Origin of the sequence: Pseudomonas phytophila (assembly GCF_025643095.1) — a bacterium.
Lineage (GTDB): Bacteria > Pseudomonadota > Gammaproteobacteria > Pseudomonadales > Pseudomonadaceae > Aquipseudomonas > Aquipseudomonas quasicaspiana.
On sequence record NZ_CP081201.1, the window covers coordinates 36471 to 56634 of the forward strand.

The window sequence follows — 20164 nt, forward strand, 5'->3', positions numbered from 1 at the left end:
AGATACAAAAAAACCGACTCGTTGAAGTCGGTTTTTTTGTGGGCTTTCTCGACCGCAGATACCTGTGGGACCGAATTCATTCGGGAAGGCGGCATTCCTGACGACGCAGATGTTGTGAATGTCCCGGCCCCTTCGCGAATGAATTCGCTCCCACAGGTTCAGTTGCGGTTCTGAAACTGATATTAGCCTCTTGCTGCCTCAGCCAGAATTTCATACGAGCGCAAGCGATCGTCATGCTCATACATGTCGCAGGTGAAGATCAGTTCATCTGCGTCTGTCTGCTCCAGCAAGACATCCAGCCGTGCACGGATTTTTTCTTTGCTGCCGACCATGGCCAGGCCGAGGAAATCGCTCACCGCTTCACGTTCATGAGGCAACCACAGCCCTTCCATGCTTTTCACAGGCGGCTTCTGCATCAATGTCTGGCCGCGCATCAGCGAAAGAATCCGCTGATACAGCGATGTCGCCAGATACTCTGCATGCTCGTCCGTATCGGCGGCCACTAGCGGCACACCGAGCATCACGTAGGGCTTGTCCAGCACCGCTGAAGGTTCGAAGTGATTACGATAAACCCGGATGGCTTCATGCATGTAGCGCGGCGCGAAGTGCGACGCGAATGCATAAGGCAACCCGCGTTGCCCGGCCAGTTGGGCACTGAACAGGCTTGAGCCCAGTAACCAGATCGGCACATTGGTGCCAGTGCCCGGAACGGCGATGACTCGCTGATCAGGCGTGCGTGGGCCAAGGTAGGCCATCAGCTCAGCCACATCTTCGGGGAAGTCATCAGCGCTGCCAGAGCGCTCCCGGCGCAAGGCCCGGGCGGTCATTTGATCGGAACCCGGTGCGCGACCCAGACCCAGGTCGATCCGGCCCGGATACAGACTTGCCAGGGTGCCGAACTGTTCGGCGATCACCAGTGGTGCATGGTTGGGCAGCATGATCCCACCGGAACCGACGCGAATGGTCGATGTGCCGCCCGCCAGATAGCCAAGCAGCACTGAAGTGGCCGAACTGGCGATGCCATCCATGTTGTGATGTTCGGCCACCCAGAAGCGGTTGTAGCCCAGTTTTTCGACGTGTTGCGCCAGGTCAAGCGAGTTGCGCAGGGACTGAGCAGGACCTGAGTCGTGGCGTACGGGTACCAGATCAAGCGTGGAAATCTTCACATCAGCTAAACGTTTCATAGGTCGTCAACGATCCTCGAAAGTGTTTTGCAGGCTTGGCGCATGACCCGTCAGATGGAGAAAACGCTAATGACCGAAACCCGCGGTTGCTTAAGAGGATAAGGGCATATGCTCCAGATTCAATCCCTAAAGTAGAAAAATGCTACTTTATTTTCGGATCGTTCCTACAGTTGAACTTTCCAGACCGAGCTATCCTCAGAACCCTTAACCCCGTGCGAAACGCACTTATCCATGAGGAGACACCATGAGCATTGTCAAAAAAGCATCGGCCCACTGGGAAGGCGACCTGAAGACTGGCATCGGCAGCATCTCCACTGAAACCGGCGTACTGCGTGAAGCGCCTTACGGCTTCAAGGCTCGTTTTGAAGGCGGCAAAGGCACCAACCCAGAAGAGTTGATTGGCGCAGCGCACGCAGGCTGTTTCTCCATGGCGCTGTCGATGATACTGGGCGGCGAAAACCTCACCGCTGAAAGCATCGATACGACTGCAGACGTCACTCTGGATCAGGTGGACGGCGGCTTCGCGATCACAGCAGTTCATTTGACGCTGAAGGCCAAAGTGCCAGGCGCGACTCAAGAGCAGTTCGACAAGCTGACCTCTATGGCCAAAGAAGGCTGCCCGGTCTCGAAAGTCCTGAATGCAAAAATCACTCTGGACGCTACGCTGCTTAGCTGATCGGTTCAGGGCATATGATTGACCTGTAGGAGCTGCCGAAGGCTGCGATAGCGGTGTCTCAGGACTATCGCTTTCGCAGCCTTCGGCAGCTCCTACAGTGTTCGGCGTAGGGTCGACTCTCTCTACCCCTCCACATCCAGCATCCACTGCCGACGTACCTTGCGACGGTGCCACGCGGAGTTGTACTGCAAGCTTTCCCGTGACTGCGCGATCAACTGGCAGCCATCCTCCTCAGCATTACTGAGCTCAAATCCCCGGCTTGCACCAATGGCGTGCTTGTCAGAGCCGTAGAATGCGATCACTCGCACTTCCAGGCTGGAAAACTTCCACTCTTGCGCTGGCTTTTGACCCTGCATGGGGATCGCGTGAAGCAGCGCCAGACGCTGGATGAGCGAAGCGAAAGAGCCGATATGCGTGAAGTCGCCCGTGCCCAATGGCCCTTGGCGGGTCGCGTTGTGCAGAATCAGATCCTGTTCGATCTCACCTTTGCTTTCTTCCCGGATGTCCGTGACATCGCAGCACAGCTGGCCTTGGTTGGTGTTGAGCACCAGCACGATCTGATTGATGAAGATGGGCTCGGCGCTCATGTTGCTGATCAGGCACAGCGAGCCGATGCCCTTACCCGCGCCCCGGTTGATGATGATCCGCGGTCGACGCTGGCGGCGGTAATTGTTCAACAGCAGTTGTGCGTAGAGCACCCAGACGATCAGCGTACCGATGCTGATCAGGACCGTCAGGGCGTCCTTGTACTGGATAACCCATTGGATGAAAGGTGCGTTCATACATCACTCAGTCAGTTAATCGTCAGGATGTGATGAGTCGCTCACAAAGAAGTTCGACCCGACTGACGAGTGCCGAACTTGCTGGGACCGGGTAATGTCTATGGAAAGGAGCGGCGCAGGCGCGGGAATCATTCTGGCGCGTGCTGCTCTAGTGGTATCGAGGAGTCGAGCATGAAACGTTTTGCATTAGCCGTACTGGGTCTATCGCTGGCCACCAGCGCCCTCGCCGCGCCTAAAGATTGTGAAGAGTTGAAAGCCGAGATCGAAGCCAAGATTCAGGCCAACAATGTCAGTTCCTACACTCTGGAAATCGTCACCAATGACGAGGCCCAAGACCAGAACATGGTAGTGGGCACCTGCGATAACGGCACACGCAAAATCATCTACCAGAAAAACGATCGCTGATCGTCAGATGCAGGTGACATGGTCCTGTTCCGCCAGAACGTTACGCTGGGCATCCAGCAGTTCGGCGGTCACATCGTTGGTCAGTGATCGGACCTCGATCATATAGCGCTGCCCGGCGGCGAAGTTCGCGTAGTGCAGTTCGACGTAGCACGTCAGCTCGGTGTACTCGTCGCCCATGGCGGTAAAGCCACCGTAGTGGACTTCATAGTCATAACGGACCTGAAGCCGGTGACTGCCTGGCGATATCTGGAAGTAACGGCCGTCATAGGTCGTCTTGCCGTCCACCTTGTCAGCCATGACCAGCTTGCCGGTCATGGTCCGCATATCGACCCAGGCTTGAGCCGGGTCCACGGCAGGCATGGGGCCTGCACAGCCAGCCAGTGAGGCAAGGGCTAAGAGCATCAATAAAGGGCGCATGGTCAGCTCGGCTTCAAAGGATCTCGATAGTAGTTGCGAAATGCCCTCGCTGTCCGGCATAACGCGCCATGTGTGCAACTTTAAAGGCTGTCCATGCCGAGTCTCAACGCTTCATGCCTTTGGCGCAGTTGGCCGCTGTTGGCGATTTTGCTGCTCAGCGGTTGTTCCAGCCTTAGCTATTACGACCAGTTGGTGAGCGGCCAGTTTCAGCTGCTACGTGCTCGTGAGCCGGTCGAGGATGTGATCGCTGATCAGACCCGTGATCCGAAACTTCGCCAGCGTCTGGCTTTTTCCCGGCAAGCACGCGACTTTGCCAGCAGCCAGTTGCACCTTCCTGACAATAAAAGCTACCGGCTTTATGCCGATCTCGGACGCCCGTACGTGGTCTGGAATGTGTTCGCCACGGACGAGTTTTCTCTTGAGCCGATCACCCATTGTTTCCCCATCGCCGGGTGCGTGGCCTATCGCGGCTATTACAGCATCGGCGGTGCCAGAGGCGCTGCAGCGTTACAGCGCCAGGAGGGAAAAGACGTCTATGTAAGCGGTGTGGAAGCCTATTCCACACTGGGCTGGTTCAATGATCCGATTCTCAGCTCTATGCTGGGCTGGGGTGACGAGCGTTTAGCGACGTTGATCTTTCATGAGTTGGCGCACCAGCGTTTCTATGTGAAGGATGACACTGAGTTCAATGAGTCCTACGCCAGCTTCGTCGAGCAGGAAGGCACCCGACAATGGCGCATTGCGCGCGGGCTTGCTCCTGAGCATTTAACGCAATCAAAACAGCGAGATGACCTTACACGGCTGGTACTGGCTACCCGCGAGCGACTCATGCAGCTTTACCGCCAACCCTTGAGCGCCGAGCTGATGCGCCAGTGCAAGGCGGCGGAATTTGAAAGGCTGCGCAGCGAGTACCGGCTATTGCGTGATCAGCAATGGTCGGGTGACAAGCGTTATGACGCCTGGATCAACGCGCCGATGAACAACGCCAGGTTGTTGCCCTTTGGGCTCTACGACCAATGGGTGCCTGCCTTTGAAGCGCTGTTCAGAAACGTGAACAGAGACTGGCAGGCGTTTTATGCGCAAGTGGAGAGTCTGGGCGCGTTGCCAATTGCGCAGCGCCGGGCTGAGTTGCAGAGGTTGATGGGTAGATCTGAGTGAACATAATTCCCTGTAGGAGCTGCCGAAGGCTGCGAAAGCACTTGACCTGAAATACCGCGATTCGCAGCCTTCGGCAGCTCCTACAAGTGATAGGTCTGGTCGTTTACTTCAACCCCGACATCTTCTGAATGGCGCTCTTGAGTTCGTCGTCAGTGCAGTCGCCGCAGGTGCCTTTGGCGGGCATGGCGTTGAGCCCGGTGATCGCCTTGGCCAGCAGGCCATCCAGGCCGCCTTGCTGATCGGCGCGCTCTTTCCAGGCGGCGGTATCACCGATTTTCGGTGCGTTCAGCAAGCCGATGCTGTGGCAGGCAGTACAGTGCTTGGCGATGATGTCGTCGGGGTTTTTGGCAGCACCGCTGCCTGCGGATACGACGACTCCCATTCCTGCACATTCCTTGCCCTGAATGCAGACCTGGCCGACCGGCTCCAGCCGTTTGGCAATCTCTTCACTGGTCGCTGCCTGAGCGCTGAACGCCCAAAAAGCCAGCGCTGCGGCAATGGCCAGAATCTTGTTGGTCAGGTTCACGCTTCCACCCTCATGGAGACTATTCACGCACACCTGCCACGGTTTAGCAGGCGGCGAGAGTATATCCCCTGCCCTGAACGTCCGAAACAACCCTGCAATAAGAAAGGTTATTGGGCTGCGAATCGACGTTGAAGGGCTTGCGCTGCAGCCCTTGATTATCGGGCCTTTGGCTTAGAAGTTAGCCGGAGTGGCTGCGCTGATTAGTCGCGCTGGCACGTCAAACGGGTTACGAAAGCGGTGCGGCTTGGTGCTCTCGAAGTAATAGCTGTCGCCCTCTTCGAGAATGTAAGTGTCGAGCCCGACGACCAGCTCCAGACGACCTTCGACCAGGATGCCGGTCTCCTCACCTTCGTGCACCAGCATCTCGATACCGGTATCGGCACCAGGCGGGTACACCTCGTTGAGGAATGCGATTGAGCGGCTCGGATGCGCCTTGCCCACCAGTTTCATGGTCACCGCGCCGTCGGAGATATCAATCAGCTCGCTGGCCTTGTAAACCACCTGAGTCGGGTTCTGCTGCTCGAGCTCTTCAGAGAAGAACTCCACCATGGACATGGGAATCCCGCCGAGCACTTTCCGGAGTGAACTGATCGAGGGGCTGACGCTGTTTTTTTCGATCATGGAAATGGTGCTGTTGGTCACGCCTGCTCGTTTGGCAAGCTCGCGTTGGGACAGACCTTTGAGTTTACGAATGGATTGCAGTCGTTCACCGACGTCCAATGCGGCAGTCCTCCTAGATATAGATCAGGCAAGGTCGAGTTGAGCGCCATCATGGCAATAGCGTTCAGTATTTACAACACTTGGACCTGTTACGGAATATCTAGGGAACTGGCTGGCAAGCGCCGCGCTGTCGAGCGGCTAACCATTACCCCCTGTAGGAGCGCATGAGCACCGCGAGGCCGCGATGGCGGAGTATCAGAAAGACTGCTATCGCTGCCTCGCGGTACCCGTGAGCTCACAGAAAAAAGTACCTCGATTCAGATAAGTATCTTAAGCCTGATAAACCCTTGGCACCCGGCGCAGATTGCAAAAGATGCGATACGGAATGGTGCCTGCTCGAGACGCCAGGTCGCTGGCCAGGACGTTCTTGCCCCACAGCTCGACCCGGCTGCCCAGACCCGCATTCGGCAAGTGACTCAGGTCGACACACAGCATGTCCATCGACACGCGGCCCAGCAGTTGGCTCGGCTGGCCGTCGATCAACACCGGCGTACCGGTCGGTGCCTCTCGGGGATAGCCATCGGCATAACCCATGGCGACCACGCCAACGCGGCTGGCCCGCTCGGTAATGAACGTTGCGCCGTAGCCCACCGCTTCGCCTGCAGGCAAATCGCGTACGCAGATGACTTTCGATTCCAGGGTCATCACCGGTTGCAACTGATCAGCCACCGCTTGCGGCCGATCGAATGGCGTGGCGCCGTAAAGCATGATGCCGGGGCGCACCCAATCGCTGGGAACATCAGGCCAGCCCATTACTGCTGGGGAATTGCGCAGGCTTATTTCGGCGTTCATGCCTTGGCGGGCTGCTTCGAAAACCGCAACTTGCTCGGCGCTGGACGGACAGTCCAGTTCATCGGCGCGGGCAAAATGGCTCATGAGTACGATTTTCGCCACTTTACCGCTTGCCTGAAGGCGTTGATAAGCGGCCTGAAAGTCCTGCGGATGCAAGCCGACGCGATGCATGCCTGAATCGAGCTTAAGCCAGACAGTCAGCGGCTTGTGCAGACGGGCTTGTTCGATGGCCTCCAGTTGCCACAGTGAATGCACCACGCACCAGAAGTCGTGCTCGACGATCAGGTCTAGCTCATCGGCTTCGAAGAAACCTTCCAGCAGCAAAACGGGAGCGCGAATACCGGCGGCGCGTAACTCCAGCGCCTCTTCAATACAGGCCACGGCGAAACCATTGGCCTCGGCTTCAAGTGCCTGAGCGACTTGCACAGCGCCATGGCCATAGGCGTCGGCCTTGATCACCGCAAGGGCTTTCGCGCCGGTAGTGTCACGGGCCAGGCGGTAGTTATGACGCAGGGCTTGAAGATCGATAATCGCGCGAGCTGGACGCATGGTGGGATTCTGATGGCAAAGGAATAGAACTGTAGGAGCTGCCGAAGGCTGCGAAAGGTCTTGGTCGCTGAGGCGACTTCAAGAGTGTTCGCAGCCTTCGGCAGCTCCTACAGGGGATACGTTGTTAAGGAAGCGCTGCCACAACCGACAGCTCAACCAGTATTTCCGGTTCGCACAGCTTGGCTTCAACGGTGGCACGCGCAGGCGCTACACCTTTTGGCAGCCATTTGTCCCAGACGCTGTTCATTCCGGCAAAGTGAGCGTCGATGTCTTTCAGGTAAATCGTTACTGAAAGGAGACGGCTTTTGTCAGTACCGGCCAACTCCAGCAAGCGTTCAACGCTGTGAAGGGTCTCGCGGGTCTGCTGCTCAATCCCGGCAGCCATGTCGTCGCCGACCTGGCCTGCGAGGTACACAGTGCCGTTATGGACGACGATCTGGCTCATGCGCTCATTGGTGAGCTGGCGCTGGATGGACATTTTTTGCGATCTCCTTGGAGCTGCCGTAGCGAGAAATATCGAGGCCTTCGGCGCTGATCTGAGGTTTCTGGCGAGCAATCAGGTCCGCCAGCAAACGACCCGAACCGCAGGCCATGGTCCAGCCCAATGTACCGTGGCCGGTATTCAGGAACAGGTTACGGTATGGCGTTGCACCGACAATTGGTGTGCCGTCAGGCGTGGTCGGGCGCAGACCGGTCCAGAAACTGGCCTGGCTCAAGTCACCGCCGCGAGGATAAAGATCGTTGACGATCATCTCCAGCGTTTCACGTCGACGCGGGTTCAGCGACAGATCAAAACCGGCAATCTCGGCCATGCCGCCGACCCGGATGCGGTTGTCGAAACGGGTGATCGCCACTTTGAACGTCTCGTCGAGAATGGTCGACGTCGGGGCCATCGCCGGATCAGTGATCGGCACCGTCAGCGAATAGCCCTTGAGCGGATATACCGGGGCCTTGATGCCCAGCGGCTTGAGCAACTGCGGCGAGTAGCTGCCGAGTGCCAGAACGTAACGGTCGGCGGTTTCCAGCTTGCCGTCGATCCACACGCCATTGATGCGGTCGCCAGCGAAATCGATGCGCTCGATGGACTGGTTGTAGCGGAATTCAACGCCCAACTGCACAGCCATCTCGGCCAGGCGAGTGGTGAACATCTGGCAATCGCCGGTCTGGTCGTTGGGCAGCCGCAGGGCGCCCGCAAGAATATTGGTCACGCCCGCCAACGCCGGTTCAACCCGGGCAATGTCGTCGCGATTCAGCAGCTCGAATGGCACGCCGGATTGCTCAAGGACAGCGATGTCCTTGGCGGCGTTATCCAGTTGCTCCTGAGTGCGGAACAGCTGAGTCGTACCCAGCGTACGGCCTTCATAGGCAATGCCGGTTTCGGCACGTAATTCGTCAAGGCAATCGCGGCTGTATTCGGACAGGCGAACCATGCGCTCTTTGTTCACAGCGTAGCGGTCGGCCGTGCAGTTGCGCAGCATCTGCGCCATCCATAGGTACTGGTCGATATCGGCAGTGGCTTTGATCGCCAGTGGCGCGTGGCGTTGGAGCAGCCATTTGATCGCTTTGAGTGGCACACCGGGCGCTGCCCACGGCGATGCATAGCCCGGCGAAACCTGGCCTGCGTTGGCAAAGCTGGTTTCCATGGCCACCGCTGGCTGGCGATCCACGACCGTAACCTGCATGCCTGCCCGTGCCAGATAATAGGCACTGGTCGTGCCGATCACACCACTACCAAGGACCAGAACGCGCATGTCGATTTACCTCATCGCGGATATCCGCTGACGTTTTCAAGTTTTAAGCAAGGATGTGCGCAGTATATGCAGCTAAGGGCAGTGCTTTTCACTGTATAAGTGCCTATATTTGGCGGGATTTCCCGGCAAAGAAGCCTTTGGTAGAGGGGGTTTACCCATGCGTACCCAAACCCAGTCCAAACGTGAACTGGACAAGATCGACCGCAACATCCTGCGCATCCTTCAGGCCGACGGCCGAATCTCCTTCACCGAGCTGGGTGAGCGCGTCGGTTTGTCTACGACGCCCTGTACAGAGCGGGTCCGTCGGCTTGAGCGCGAAGGCATCATCATGGGTTACAACGCACGCCTTAATCCGCAAAGTCTCAAGGCTAGCCTATTGGTGTTCGTCGAGATCAGCCTGGACTACAAATCTGGCGACACCTTCGAAGAATTCCGCCGCGCGGTGCTGAAGCTGCCCCACGTGCTGGAGTGTCATCTGGTTTCAGGCGACTTCGATTACCTGGTCAAGGCGCGCATCTCGGAAATGGCCTCGTACCGCAAACTGTTGGGCGACATCTTGCTCAAACTGCCCCATGTACGGGAGTCCAAGAGCTATATCGTGATGGAAGAGGTGAAAGAGAGCCTGAATCTGCCGATTGCGGATTGAGACCAGGCCATTCCCAAAGGATGGCGCAGCTCTTGTGGGAGCCGCCCCGGTGTCCCTGACACCACGCTGTCGCGCAGCAAACACGGACCCTGTAGATACTCTGTTGCCGGTCAAGCTTTCACGAAGTGTTTTTCGCTGAATAGCTTGGCCGTATCAAAATCCTCTCCCGAGCGCATGCATGCCCAGAGTCCGGTCAGGTACTTGCGCATCACGGCGCAGATCGCCTGCATTTTTCTCTTGCCGCGACTCACTAGCGCCTCGAAAAACGCCTTCACGTAAGGATCGCAACGCACCGCTGTCATAGAGGGCATAAACATCGCAGACCTCAAATAGGCGTTCCCAGCCTTGCTCATACGACCAGGCTTATTGATGCTGGTCCCGGACTGCGTCAGCCTCACATCAAGTCCCGCATGACGACTCACCTGAGATGATTTCAGCGTTGTGGGCAACGTGGTTAGCTCAGCCAATGCCGCAAACACTGAAACTTCCCCCATCCCCGGCGCCGCTATCATGTGCTTGAATTGCGCACTCAGTGTGGGGCATGTCGAGATCAACTCACGGCCCGCAACCCTGAAGCGTTCAATTCGTTTGTCGAACATAGCAATCGCCTCTTCCTCATCCTCGATGAGCAGCGCCATTGAGGTTTCAGTCGCCTGCAACGCATGCAGCTCGTTCTTTGCCCGAGTGCGGTGGCAGGTCAGGCGGTTGATATGGCGACCAATGGCCCGTAGTTCCAGCTGGATCGGCGTAGGAGCAACCCACAATCGGGGTGTCATGCGCTCGCCATACTCGGCCAATAACTGCGCATCGATTCCGTCAGTCTTACTGGTTGTCAGCGTAAGTTTGGCGAAGTTATGGAAGCTTTTCGGATTAATGACCGAGACCGGCAAACCCGCTGCGGCCAGCTCAATAGCCAGATCCAGGTAATAAACTCCAGTCGCCTCCATGACCACCGCGACGGGTTTGAGGGACAACAGCTTTTTCACGGCTGCCTTACGCCCCTTCGGCGTCTGGATAATGTCCCAAGAACCTGCCACACGGCCCTTGTCCCTCCAGCTCATGGCGCAACTGCGAGACCCAACGTCGATACCGATATACAACCCCATGCTTTCAACTCCAGAGAAATCAGGTAAAAATGTCTCCGGTTCCCCCGACCTCGAACTTCATGCCACTGCAACCTTGTAATGCGAAGTCCGACTTGTCGGCTTCTCGATACTCTTCGTGGTGGGCAATGAGGCGGGGGGGCCTCTCTACAGACAAGGTCAGGACTTGGTCCTGCCTTCAGGAGCGATCGGCCTCCCCCAGAAACGTATTTCTCGTATGTCACACCTTAGAGACTAACCCTTCTCCTTGGTGCAGGAGCAACATATAAGGAGTGAGCTTGCTCGCGATTCGGCCTGTCAGTCGATGAATATATTGCCTGTACTGGAGCTATCGCGAGCAATGTGGATCGCCACCCCGGTCACTCCTACAGTAAAAAGCATTCCAAATCAGATAGTTATATTTTGTTTGATAGGAGCCGAGCTTGCTCGCGATGAAGGCAACTGGTTTTATCTGCAAGATTGCAGCGCCTGCATCGCGGGCAAGCCCGGCTCCGACAATTGGAATCTCTTCCGGCTTTTAAACCAACACCTGCCGCGTCGACGCCATGTACTCATGAATCTGCTTTTCGACCCGCGGATGAATCATCTCCACCGGTCGACGGCCGTTGGGGCATGGCAGGGTTGGCGTCGTGCCGAACAGGCGACAGATCAGAGGGCGTTCGTCGTAGACCGTACAGCCACTGGGCCCAAGGTGCACACAATTCAGTTCGTCCATGGCCGCATCCTGCTCGGCCGCTGTCTTGCGTGGCAGGCGGGACATTTCTTCCGGCGATGTGGTCACCGGGCCACAGCAGTCGTGGCAGCCTGGGACGCATTCGAAAGAAGGGATCTGCTGGCGTAACGCACGAATTTTCTGACTGTTGCAGCTCATTGAAACTTACCCGCTGTTAATGGGCGTGATTTTGCCTCAGTCCAGCGGTTCAAGACAGCACAGTCTGGATCGCGCCTTGCCCGTCGCCGAACCTGCGGCTTATCCTCGGGAATGTTTTTCAGACGCCAGCAACGGGATCCCGCCATGAACGCCCGCGTTCAACCATCGACTGCCACCGATCAGCACCCCCCTTCTTATTACGCCGCCAGCAGCCATCCGCAGCCCGATTATCCACCGCTGCAAGGTCAGGTTCAGGTTGACGTCTGCGTGGTGGGCGGCGGTTTTTCCGGCCTGAATACGGCGATTGAACTGGCCGAGCGCGGCTTGAGCGTGGTGCTGCTGGAGGCGCGAAAAATTGGCTGGGGCGCCAGCGGGCGCAATGGCGGGCAGTTAATTCGGGGCGTGGGTCACGGCCTTGAGCAATTCACGGGCGTGGTCGGTGCGGAGGGCGTGCGGCAGTTGAAGCTGATGGGCATTGAGGCGGTCGAAATCGTGCGTCAACGCGTTGAGCGTTATGGCATCGATTGCGATTTGACCTGGGGTTATTGCGACCTGGCCAACAAGCCTCGGGATCTTGTCGGGCTGGCGTCAGATGCTGACGAGCTGCGCGATTTGGGTTATCGCCATTCGTTAAAACTGCTGCAGGCCGGCGAGATGCGTAGCGTGGTAGGTTCGGACCGCTATGTGGGCGGCCTTATCGACATGGGATCGGGACATTTGCACCCGCTGAACCTTGCCTTGGGCGAAGCCGCTGTCGCGAAGTCGCTGGGCGTGCAAGTGTTCGAGCATTCGGCGGTGAGCCGCATCGAATATGGCCCGCAGGTCAAAGTACATACTGCTCAGGGCCTGGTTCAGGCCAAGACATTGGTGCTGGGTTGTAACGCTTACCTGAATGATCTCAACCCGCAACTCAGCGGCAAGGTCTTACCCGCCGGTAGCTACATCATCGCCACCGAGCCGTTGAGTGAAGACCTGGCGACACAGTTGCTGCCTCAGAATATGGCCGTGTGTGATCAGCGCGTCACGGTGGACTACTTCCGGCTTTCGGCGGATCGGCGTCTGTTGTTTGGTGGAGCTTGTCACTATTCGGGGCGTGACCCGCAAGACATCGCGGCGTATATGCAGCCTAAAATGCTCAAGGTGTTCCCGCAGTTGGCGGCTGTGAAGATCGATTATCAGTGGGGCGGCATGATTGGCATCGGTGCCAACCGCTTGCCTCAGATCGGTCGCTTGAAGGACCAGCCCAACGTGTTCTACGCCCAGGCCTATTCCGGACACGGCCTGAACGCAACCCATCTGGCTGGAAAGCTGCTCGGTGAAGCCATTGCCGGGCAACACAGCAATGGCTTCGAGCTGTTCGCCAAAGTCCCGCACATCACCTTCCCTGGCGGCAAGCATCTGCGCTCGCCATTGCTGGCGCTGGGGATGCTTTGGCATCGGTTGAAGGAATTGCGTTGAGGCTGAAACTGGCTGATGAACGACTGTGGTCTAACAAGAAACTGCGGTCTCCTGTGGGAGCTGGGCTTGCCCGCGATAAGGCTGGACGCTATCTAAAGTGAACCGCGTCCAGCCTTATCGCGGGCAAGCCCAGCTCCCACAGGTGTCACAGGGCCTGGTAATCACTCCCGCCAAAACGGCTTCAACCCTTCGCGCATGGCCTGAGCGGAGCTCAGGCCAATATCGCGCAATTGCTCTTCAGTCAGATTCAGCAGCCCCCGGCGTGACATCCAGCGATGGCGATACAGCGCCCAGCGGCCTAGCTTCGGTCCGCTTGCTGTCTTGGCGACAACTGCTTTTCCGCTGCTCAGTTCCTGACTGTAAAGCGCCAACCTCACATCACTCAACCCGTTCATGTTCCCAACCCTCATTACGTTGTGGTGTGGGTACATGATGAATCGGCGCGACAAACCATTACAGATTCAAATAAATCTATTTATCTGCATACAGATGTTTTCTTTACGGCGCTGAATGCTGTATTTTTCTCCCATCTGTATGGTTAGCTCACTCAAAAAGCCGAGAGTATGCTCATGACACTCTACGTCAACCTCGCCGAGTTGCTCGGTACGCGTATCGAAAACGGGTTCTATCGCCCTGGCGACAGGCTGCCGTCGGTGCGGGCGTTGAGTGTTGAACACGGCGTCAGCCTGAGTACGGTGCAGCAGGCTTATCGCGTGCTGGAAGACAGCGGCCTTGCCCTGCCCAAACCCAAGTCCGGGTATTTTGTGCCGGTCAGCCGCGCTGTTCCGGCGCTGCCGGTCATTGGTCGTCCGGCGCAGCGTCCTGTGGACATCTCCCAGTGGGATCAGGTGCTGGACCTGATGCGGGTCAAGGCTTTGCCGAACCTCGTGCAACTGGGGCGTGGCATGCCCGACGTCAGTAGCCCGACGCTACGGCCGCTGATGCGCGCCCTTGGGCGGATCAGTCGTGACGAGCAAATGCCCGGTCTGTATTACGACAGCATTCAGGGTAACCAGACACTTCGCGAGCAAGTCGCTCGGTTGCTGCTGGATTCGGGCTGCAACCTGACCGCCAACGATTTGTTGATCACCACCGGTTGCCACGAAGCGCTTTCGGCCAGCGTTCGGGCCATCTGTGATCCAGGGGATATCGTCGCCGTAGACTCGCCGAGCTTTTTCGGCGCCATGCAGACGCTGAAAGGCCTGGGCATGAAAGCTCTGGAAATCCCTACCGATCCCGTGACTGGCATCAGCCTTGAAGCACTTGAGCTGGCGCTGGAGCAATGGCCGATCAAGGTCATACAGCTGACACCCAACTGCAACAACCCGTTGGGCTACGTCATGCCGGAAAACCGCAAGCGCGCCTTGCTAACCCTCGCTCAGCGCTTTGATGTGGCGATCATCGAAGACGATGTGTATGGCGATCTGGCGTTCAGTTATCCGCGGCCGCGGACGATCAAATCCTTCGACGAAGACGGCCGGGTTCTGCTGTGCAGCTCGTTCTCCAAGACGCTTGCGCCAGGGTTGCGCATTGGCTGGGTTGCGCCGGGCCGCTATCTGGAACGCGTGCTGCACATGAAGTACATCGGCACCGGTTCAACAGCGCCTCAGCCGCAACTGGCGATTGCCGAGTTTCTTGAGGGCGGACATTACGAGCCGCACCTGCGACGCATGCGCAGTCAGTATCAGCGTGGTCGCGAGCAAATGATCGACTGGGTCATGCGTTACTTTCCGGCAGGTACACGGGTCAGTCGTCCACAAGGTGGTTTCATGTTGTGGGTCGAGCTTGCCGAGGATTTCGATACGCTGCGTCTGAATCGTGCGCTGTTGACCAAGGGCGTACAGATTGCCGTGGGCAGTATTTTTTCTGCCTCTGGCAAATACCGTAATTGCCTGCGAATGAATTTCGCTGCCAAGCCGTCTCCAGAGGTCGAGAACGCGGTACGCACGGTCGGGAGTACGATTAAAGAGTTAATAGAAACAATTTAAATGGGTTTATGTACGGCTGTAGTCAGGGTGGGCAAGCCTTCCACTTTAAAGTTGCTCAAAAGGAAGGCCTGGGTCCTATTCATGACGGCCAGTGTTTACTCTCTCCAGAACGGCTTGAGTCCTTCCTCGCGGGCATATTGTGGATCGATCCCTGCATCTCTTAGTTGTGCCCTCGTTAATTTCAGAAGTTGTTCACGATTGGTCCAGCGCCTTAGGTACAAGGCCAGCAGGCCCTCACCGGTTTTTTGTGGCATCGTTACCGCGTGCTTGTATTCTGCGTTCAACTCCTGGCTTTTCAGTGTTAAACGCACATCGCTAATACCGCTCATTCCCGACTTCCTGTCGAATTAATTGGGCCGCGATAATGTTGGTTTTTTATTCGATTTTAAACACTCAGATGGTGTTGAGTTTTTTCAAGATGTTGGGTCGTTCAACAAGCTTACAGTCCAGCGATGGCACACGCCCGTACTTGAGCGGTTCCATGCTTATGAGCGGCTCCTGTAGGTAGAGATAAGAGCGCCAGTGCTTACATTCTGTGCGACTTTATCTAAAAGCTGCGGTCATACACACCATGCCGTAACGCCCTTGGGGTAGTGAATTTGAAGAACACATGGGCGATGCCCTTCTGCCTGTTGTCGGCGCTGTGCTTCAGTGGTTGTGCTCATATCAATGTCCCTAACGAACCGAGTCAGGCGTTGCCGCCGACGGATTCGGCGTTTGGCCGTTCTGTGCAGGCGATGGCTCAGCCTCATGAGGGGCGTTCGGGTTTTCGCCTGCTGTCCAACAGCACAGAAGCCTTCATGGCGCGTGCCGAACTGATCCGCAATGCCCGCACCAGTCTGGACTTGCAGTACTACATCGTCCATGACGGTTTGAGCACCCGCGCCTTGATTGATGAGTTGCTCAAAGCGGCTGATCGCGGTGTTCGCGTGCGCATCCTGCTGGACGACACCACCAGCGACGGGCTTGATCACTCCATCGCCACTCTGGCTGCACACCCCAACATTCAGATTCGACTATTCAACCCCCAGAGTCTAGGGCGCGAGACCGGCGTGACCCGCAGTGTGGGGCGGCTTTTAAATCTGTCGCGCCAGCATCGGCGCATGCACAACAAGCTGTGGCTGGCCGACGGCAGCGTGGCCATCGTGGGTGGGCGCAATCTGGGTGATGAATACTTCGATGCCGAAGAAAGCCTGAATTTCACCGACATCGACATGCTCAGCGTCGGTCCGGTGGCCGAGCAACTCGGGCACAGTTTTGATCAATACTGGAACAGCACACTGAGCAAACCCATCGCCGAGTTCATGTATTTCCTGCCGACGACTCGTGATCTGGCCAAGGCGCGCAAACGGCTGGAGGCATCGCTCGTAGAGTCGCAGCACAAACACAAGGCGCTGTACGACCGCCTGATGGCGTACCAGAAAAACCCACGTCTCAAGATCTGGTTCAACGAATTGATCTGGGCGCATAACAAGGCCTTGTGGGATGCGCCGACCAAAGTGCTGGCTCGTGGCGAACCTGACCCGCATCTGCTGCTGACCACGCAGTTGGCCCCTGAGCTGCTCAATGCAAACAAGGAACTGATACTGGTTTCCGCCTACTTCGTGCCGGGTGAAGAAGGTTTGCTCTACCTGACCGGGCGTGCCGATGCCGGGGTTTCGGTCAGTTTGCTGACCAACTCCCTTGAGGCGACTGACGTGCCTGCGGTACACGGCGGTTATGCGCCTTATCGCAAGGCGTTGCTGGAGCATGGTGTGAAACTGTTCGAAATGCGCCGCCAGCCGGGTGATCCCGGCAGTGACAGCGGGGGCAGCGGCCCTCATCTGTTCAGTAAAAGCGGAACGTTTGGCGGTGGTTCGGATTCCAGTCTGCACAGCAAGGCGATGACGTTTGATCGTCGAAAAGTGTTCGTGGGCTCCTTCAACTTCGACCCGCGCTCGGTATTGTGGAACACCGAAGTCGGCGTGTTGGTAGACAGCCCCGAATTGACCGAAGCGCTGCGCGAACTGGCCTTGCAAGGCATGCAGCCGACCCTGAGTTATGAGGCGAAGCTGGAAGACGGCAAAGTGGTGTGGGTCACCGAAGACAACGGCAAAATCCACACCTTGTACAAAGAGCCCGGCGATACCTGGCGGCGCTTGAACGCGTGGTTCAGCCGGGTCGTGGGCCTGGAGAAAATGCTCTAGGCCGTTGCCGCCGGTTGAACCCCGAATGCCCCGCGTCGGGATGACAGGATCACCAGGCCAAACGCACCCGCCGCCATCAACAGCGGCAGTGCCTGACCGCTGACCCACTGGCTGCCTGCGCCGGCCGCCAGTGGCCCCAGCAAACAACCGATCCCCCACAGCTGCGCCACATGCGCGTTCGCGCGAACCAGTGCGTCATCGCGAAAGCGCTCTCCAATCAGAATCAGCGAAAGGGTGAACAAGCCGCCTGCGCTGGCCCCGAACAGCACCCACAGCGGCCAGATCAGCACGGTATTCACCAGCAGCGGCACCAGCAGGCTTGAAACCATCAATGCCACGGCACAGCTCGAAAACAGCGTGCGCCGCGAAACCTTGTCGGCCAGTGCGCCAATCGGCAACTGCAGAAGCGCGTCGCCCACTACCACGGTGCTGATCATCGCCAAGGCGATTTCCGGCGTGAAGCCCTGACGCAGGCAATAGATTGGCAGCAAGGTCAGGATCAGCGCCTCGAATGCGGCGAACAGTGCCACCGCCCAGGCGATCGCGGGCATGGAGCGACAGAAAGCGAACAGGTCGATGAAGGTGACGCGGCATGCATCGGCGTTTGGCGCACCGCTTCTGCCCAGCAGCAAAAACGGCGAAATGATCAGCAGCGCCACGCCCACCCAGAAGCCTGTGTCGTGCTCGGTGCCCAATGCGCCAAGCAGCAGCGGCCCGGCCAGTTGGCACAAGGCGTAAGTGCTGCCATAGAGCGCGACAAGACGGCCACGCCATTTTTCGACGACCAGTTGGTTGATCCAGCTTTCACCGAGGATGAAGACGATGGTCAGGATCACGCCGAGCGTCAGCCGCAGTACCAGCCACACCGTGTAATACGGCAGCAGCGCCAGCAGGCCTACGGACAGCGCCCCAGCCCACAGGCAGCGGCGCATCAGCGCGGCAGTACCGAAACGTGCAGCGAGGCCGCTGGCCAGGCTTGCGCCGAGCAGAACGCCAATCGCGGGCATTGCAGCCATTACGCCAATGGCGAACGAGCCGTAACCCCAGCTTTCCAGTCGCAAGGACACCAGCGGCATGCTGACACCCAATGCCAGCCCGACCGAGAGCACCGACGCCAGCACCGCGAAATAAGTACCCCAACGCATTCCCACGCTCCTGTGGATCAAAAGGCCAAGACGAAACAGCCGGGCTGTCCCAAGGGAAGCCCGGCTGTTTTCAATGTTCGGTCAGGCGCGGATTAACTTTTGTGGGAGCTGAGCTTGCTCGCGATAGGCGCGGATGCGATTTTCCTGATATCCGCGGCGCTCTTATCGCGAGCAAGCTCTGCTCCCACAGAATCCAGGCAATCTCGTAGGACCGGCTTCAGCCGGAACATTCGCTGAATCTCCTTCGCCTGAAATGCTGCCCTACCGGTTAAAGCCGGTCCTGCGGACCAATCGACGGCGGTTACAACTTAATCCACGTCGATTTCAGTTCGGTGTACTTGTCGAACGCATGCAGCGACTTGTCGCGGCCGTTGCCGGATTGCTTGAAGCCACCAAATGGCGCGGTCATGTCACCGCCATCGTACTGATTGACCCACACGCTACCCGCACGCAACGCTTTGGCGGTCAGGTGAGCCTTAGACAGGTTTGCAGTCCAGACGGCAGCAGCGAGGCCGTACGGCGTGTCGTTGGCGATCTGAATCGCCTCCTCGGCTGTATCAAACGTCAATACCGACAGAACCGGGCCGAAGATTTCTTCCTGAGCGATTTTCATGGCATTGGTCACACCGTCGAAAATCGTCGGCTCGACATAAGTACCACCGGTTTCCTGCAAGATGCGCTTGCCGCCCACCACGAGTTTTGCGCCGTCGGTATGTCCTGCTTCGATGTAAGACAGCACGGTGTTCATCTGTTGAGTGTCGACCAGCGCGCCAACGGTTGTGGCCGGGTCCAGCGGGTTGCCCGGCTTCCAGCTCTTGAGCGCTTCGATGACCATGGGCAGGAATTTGTCCTTGATCGAACGCTCCACCAGCAGGCGCGAACCTGCGGTGCAGACTTCGCCCTGGTTAAACGCGATAGCGCTGGCGGCGGATTCAGCGGCGGCCTGCAAGTCAGGCGCGTCGGCAAAGACGATGTTCGGGCTTTTGCCGCCCGCTTCCAGCCAGATGCGCTTCATGTTCGATTCGCCGGAGTAAACCAGCAACTGCTTGGCGATTTTCGTCGAGCCAGTGAACACCGCAGTGTCGACATCCATGTGCAGGGCCAGCGCCTTGCCCACGGTATGACCATAACCTAGCAGCACATTGAGCACGCCAGCCGGAATGCCTGCCTCGATCGCCAGTTGGGCAATACGAATGGCCGTCAGCGGAGACTTTTCCGAAGGCTTGAGGATGACCGAGTTACCGCTGGAAAGCGCCGGGCCCAGTTTCCAGCTCGCCATCAGCAACGGGAAGTTCCACGGCACGATGGCGGCCACAACGCCTACAGGCTCGCGGGTCACCAGACCAAGCTGGTCATGAGGCGTGGCAGCTACTTCGTCATACAGCTTGTCGATGGCCTCGCCACTCCAGCTCAGCGCGTTTGCGGCGCCAGGGATGTCGATGCTGTACGAATCGCTGATCGGCTTGCCCATGTCCAGGGTTTCCAGCAGGGCCAGCTCTTCAACGTTTTTATTGATCAGTGCGGCAAAGCGCAGCATGGCGGCTTTACGCTTGGTCGGTGCCAGTCGCGACCAGACGCCGGAATTGAATGTCTTGCGGGCGCTTTCAACGGCGCGCTGGGCGTCGGCGGCGTCACAGCTGGCAACTTTGGCCAGCAGGCGGCCATCGACCGGGCTGACGCATTCGAATGTCTCACCGGAAGCGGCGTCGGAGTATTCGCCATTGATGAACGCGCGGCCTTCGATCTTCAGGTCCTTGGCGCGTTTTTCCCAGTCAGCATGGGTCAGGGTGGTCATGCGTATGTCCTC

At 57.8% G+C, this 20164-nt stretch carries 21 protein-coding genes; 7 read left to right on the forward strand and 14 right to left on the reverse strand.

Going from position 1 to position 20164, the window contains the following annotated elements; genetic code table 11:
* Positions 1-182: 182 nt before the first annotated feature.
* Entirely contained in the window at positions 183-1184 is a 1002-nt protein-coding gene (locus K3169_RS00175) for an LLM class flavin-dependent oxidoreductase (protein WP_231674856.1), read from the reverse strand.
* Positions 1185-1428: 244 nt separating this feature from the next.
* On the opposite strand from K3169_RS00175, the gene K3169_RS00180 reads away from it, so the two are divergent.
* Positions 1429-1860: an OsmC family protein gene (locus K3169_RS00180; RefSeq protein WP_231674855.1), complete on the forward strand. Its 432-nt coding sequence runs from the start codon at positions 1429-1431 to the stop codon at positions 1858-1860.
* Positions 1861-1982: 122 nt separating this feature from the next.
* On the opposite strand, the gene K3169_RS00185 is transcribed toward K3169_RS00180, so the two are convergent.
* On the reverse strand, positions 1983-2642 hold the full coding sequence (locus K3169_RS00185) for a hypothetical protein (RefSeq protein WP_176560676.1): 660 nt from the start codon (positions 2640-2642) through the stop codon (positions 1983-1985).
* Positions 2643-2813: 171 nt separating this feature from the next.
* Here K3169_RS00185 and K3169_RS00190 point away from each other — a divergent pair, with 171 nt between their 5' ends.
* On the forward strand, positions 2814-3047 hold the full coding sequence (locus tag K3169_RS00190) for a DUF1161 domain-containing protein (RefSeq protein ID WP_027901543.1): 234 nt from the start codon (positions 2814-2816) through the stop codon (positions 3045-3047).
* A 3-nt stretch (positions 3048-3050) separates the two neighbouring features.
* Here the strand turns inward: K3169_RS00190 and K3169_RS00195 are convergent, their stop codons facing one another.
* On the reverse strand, positions 3051-3407 hold the full coding sequence (locus tag K3169_RS00195) for a hypothetical protein (protein ID WP_176560683.1): 357 nt from the start codon (positions 3405-3407) through the stop codon (positions 3051-3053).
* A 150-nt stretch (positions 3408-3557) separates the two neighbouring features.
* Here K3169_RS00195 and K3169_RS00200 point away from each other — a divergent pair, with 150 nt between their 5' ends.
* The gene (locus tag K3169_RS00200) at positions 3558-4622 is read left to right on the forward strand and encodes an aminopeptidase (protein ID WP_263269425.1); all 1065 of its coding nucleotides are present in this window, start codon (positions 3558-3560) and stop codon (positions 4620-4622) included.
* Between the two features lie 103 nt (positions 4623-4725).
* Here K3169_RS00200 and K3169_RS00205 read toward each other — a convergent pair whose 3' ends face one another.
* From K3169_RS00205 to dadA, 5 genes are all read right to left on the reverse strand, one after another.
* Positions 4726-5148 carry a c-type cytochrome gene (locus K3169_RS00205; RefSeq protein WP_263269426.1) on the reverse strand — a complete coding sequence of 141 codons (423 nt, stop codon included), beginning with the start codon at positions 5146-5148 and terminating at the stop codon, positions 4726-4728.
* Between the two features lie 171 nt (positions 5149-5319).
* Complete coding sequence (locus K3169_RS00210) at positions 5320-5868, reverse strand: cupin domain-containing protein (RefSeq protein WP_027901539.1); 549 nt, start codon at positions 5866-5868, stop codon at positions 5320-5322.
* Positions 5869-6138: 270 nt separating this feature from the next.
* Positions 6139-7209, reverse strand: coding sequence for an alanine racemase (gene alr, locus K3169_RS00215; RefSeq protein WP_263269427.1), 1071 nt, complete (start codon positions 7207-7209; stop codon positions 6139-6141).
* Positions 7210-7333: 124 nt separating this feature from the next.
* Positions 7334-7687: a RidA family protein gene (locus K3169_RS00220; RefSeq protein WP_122395700.1), complete on the reverse strand. Its 354-nt coding sequence runs from the start codon at positions 7685-7687 to the stop codon at positions 7334-7336.
* Complete coding sequence (gene dadA, locus K3169_RS00225) at positions 7659-8960, reverse strand: D-amino acid dehydrogenase (RefSeq protein WP_263269428.1); 1302 nt, start codon at positions 8958-8960, stop codon at positions 7659-7661. The genes K3169_RS00220 and dadA overlap by 29 nt, the downstream gene beginning before the upstream one ends.
* Before the next feature lie 157 nt (positions 8961-9117).
* On the opposite strand from dadA, the gene K3169_RS00230 reads away from it, so the two are divergent.
* Positions 9118-9606 carry an Lrp/AsnC ligand binding domain-containing protein gene (locus tag K3169_RS00230; protein WP_027901535.1) on the forward strand — a complete coding sequence of 163 codons (489 nt, stop codon included), beginning with the start codon at positions 9118-9120 and terminating at the stop codon, positions 9604-9606.
* Between the two features lie 110 nt (positions 9607-9716).
* Here the strand turns inward: K3169_RS00230 and K3169_RS00235 are convergent, their stop codons facing one another.
* Both K3169_RS00235 and K3169_RS00240 read right to left on the reverse strand, forming a co-directional pair.
* The gene (locus tag K3169_RS00235) at positions 9717-10712 is read right to left on the reverse strand and encodes an IS110 family transposase (RefSeq protein ID WP_122808477.1); all 996 of its coding nucleotides are present in this window, start codon (positions 10710-10712) and stop codon (positions 9717-9719) included.
* Positions 10713-11226: 514 nt separating this feature from the next.
* The gene (locus K3169_RS00240) at positions 11227-11580 is read right to left on the reverse strand and encodes a YkgJ family cysteine cluster protein (RefSeq protein WP_231674851.1); all 354 of its coding nucleotides are present in this window, start codon (positions 11578-11580) and stop codon (positions 11227-11229) included.
* A gap of 144 nt (positions 11581-11724) precedes the next feature.
* Between K3169_RS00240 and K3169_RS00245 the strand changes: the two genes are divergently transcribed.
* Entirely contained in the window at positions 11725-13038 is a 1314-nt protein-coding gene (locus K3169_RS00245) for an NAD(P)/FAD-dependent oxidoreductase (RefSeq protein ID WP_263269431.1), read from the forward strand.
* 161 nt (positions 13039-13199) lie between these two features.
* On the opposite strand, the gene K3169_RS00250 is transcribed toward K3169_RS00245, so the two are convergent.
* Complete coding sequence (locus tag K3169_RS00250; RefSeq protein WP_099270222.1) at positions 13200-13433, reverse strand: DUF1127 domain-containing protein; 234 nt, start codon at positions 13431-13433, stop codon at positions 13200-13202.
* A 174-nt stretch (positions 13434-13607) separates the two neighbouring features.
* On the opposite strand from K3169_RS00250, the gene K3169_RS00255 reads away from it, so the two are divergent.
* The gene (locus tag K3169_RS00255; RefSeq protein ID WP_095093169.1) at positions 13608-15026 is read left to right on the forward strand and encodes a PLP-dependent aminotransferase family protein; all 1419 of its coding nucleotides are present in this window, start codon (positions 13608-13610) and stop codon (positions 15024-15026) included.
* A gap of 95 nt (positions 15027-15121) precedes the next feature.
* Here the strand turns inward: K3169_RS00255 and K3169_RS00260 are convergent, their stop codons facing one another.
* Positions 15122-15355, reverse strand: coding sequence for a DUF1127 domain-containing protein (locus tag K3169_RS00260; protein WP_263269433.1), 234 nt, complete (start codon positions 15353-15355; stop codon positions 15122-15124).
* 270 nt (positions 15356-15625) lie between these two features.
* Here K3169_RS00260 and K3169_RS00265 point away from each other — a divergent pair, with 270 nt between their 5' ends.
* The gene (locus tag K3169_RS00265) at positions 15626-17212 is read left to right on the forward strand and encodes a phospholipase D family protein (RefSeq protein WP_263269434.1); all 1587 of its coding nucleotides are present in this window, start codon (positions 15626-15628) and stop codon (positions 17210-17212) included.
* Here K3169_RS00265 and K3169_RS00270 read toward each other — a convergent pair.
* Positions 17209-18357 carry an MFS transporter gene (locus K3169_RS00270; RefSeq protein WP_122395706.1) on the reverse strand — a complete coding sequence of 383 codons (1149 nt, stop codon included), beginning with the start codon at positions 18355-18357 and terminating at the stop codon, positions 17209-17211. The genes K3169_RS00265 and K3169_RS00270 overlap by 4 nt on opposite strands.
* 301 nt (positions 18358-18658) lie before the next feature.
* The gene (locus K3169_RS00275) at positions 18659-20152 is read right to left on the reverse strand and encodes an aldehyde dehydrogenase (RefSeq protein WP_263269435.1); all 1494 of its coding nucleotides are present in this window, start codon (positions 20150-20152) and stop codon (positions 18659-18661) included.
* Positions 20153-20164: the final 12 nt, after the last annotated feature.

Excerpts from the sequence above, each read along its gene's own strand:
- K3169_RS00180 (WP_231674855.1), top strand. The coding sequence starts at position 1,429 with ATGAGCATTGTCAAAAAAGCATCGGCCCACTGGGAAGGCGACCTGAAG.
- K3169_RS00230 (WP_027901535.1), top strand. The coding sequence starts at position 9,118 with ATGCGTACCCAAACCCAGTCCAAACGTGAACTGGACAAGATCGACCGC.
- dadA (WP_263269428.1), bottom strand. The coding sequence starts at position 8,960 with ATGCGCGTTCTGGTCCTTGGTAGTGGTGTGATCGGCACGACCAGTGCC.
- K3169_RS00250 (WP_099270222.1), bottom strand. The coding sequence starts at position 13,433 with ATGAACGGGTTGAGTGATGTGAGGTTGGCGCTTTACAGTCAGGAACTG.
- K3169_RS00235 (WP_122808477.1), bottom strand. The coding sequence starts at position 10,712 with ATGGGGTTGTATATCGGTATCGACGTTGGGTCTCGCAGTTGCGCCATG.
- K3169_RS00190 (WP_027901543.1), top strand. The coding sequence starts at position 2,814 with ATGAAACGTTTTGCATTAGCCGTACTGGGTCTATCGCTGGCCACCAGC.
- K3169_RS00185 (WP_176560676.1), bottom strand. The coding sequence starts at position 2,642 with ATGAACGCACCTTTCATCCAATGGGTTATCCAGTACAAGGACGCCCTG.
- K3169_RS00255 (WP_095093169.1), top strand. The coding sequence starts at position 13,608 with ATGACACTCTACGTCAACCTCGCCGAGTTGCTCGGTACGCGTATCGAA.
- K3169_RS00260 (WP_263269433.1), bottom strand. The coding sequence starts at position 15,355 with ATGAGCGGTATTAGCGATGTGCGTTTAACACTGAAAAGCCAGGAGTTG.
- K3169_RS00195 (WP_176560683.1), bottom strand. The coding sequence starts at position 3,407 with ATGCCTGCCGTGGACCCGGCTCAAGCCTGGGTCGATATGCGGACCATG.
- K3169_RS00275 (WP_263269435.1), bottom strand. The coding sequence starts at position 20,152 with ATGACCACCCTGACCCATGCTGACTGGGAAAAACGCGCCAAGGACCTG.
- K3169_RS00220 (WP_122395700.1), bottom strand. The coding sequence starts at position 7,687 with ATGTCCATCCAGCGCCAGCTCACCAATGAGCGCATGAGCCAGATCGTC.
- K3169_RS00240 (WP_231674851.1), bottom strand. The coding sequence starts at position 11,580 with ATGAGCTGCAACAGTCAGAAAATTCGTGCGTTACGCCAGCAGATCCCT.
- K3169_RS00200 (WP_263269425.1), top strand. The coding sequence starts at position 3,558 with ATGCCGAGTCTCAACGCTTCATGCCTTTGGCGCAGTTGGCCGCTGTTG.
- K3169_RS00245 (WP_263269431.1), top strand. The coding sequence starts at position 11,725 with ATGAACGCCCGCGTTCAACCATCGACTGCCACCGATCAGCACCCCCCT.
- alr (WP_263269427.1), bottom strand. The coding sequence starts at position 7,209 with ATGCGTCCAGCTCGCGCGATTATCGATCTTCAAGCCCTGCGTCATAAC.
- K3169_RS00270 (WP_122395706.1), bottom strand. The coding sequence starts at position 18,357 with ATGCGTTGGGGTACTTATTTCGCGGTGCTGGCGTCGGTGCTCTCGGTC.
- K3169_RS00175 (WP_231674856.1), bottom strand. The coding sequence starts at position 1,184 with ATGAAACGTTTAGCTGATGTGAAGATTTCCACGCTTGATCTGGTACCC.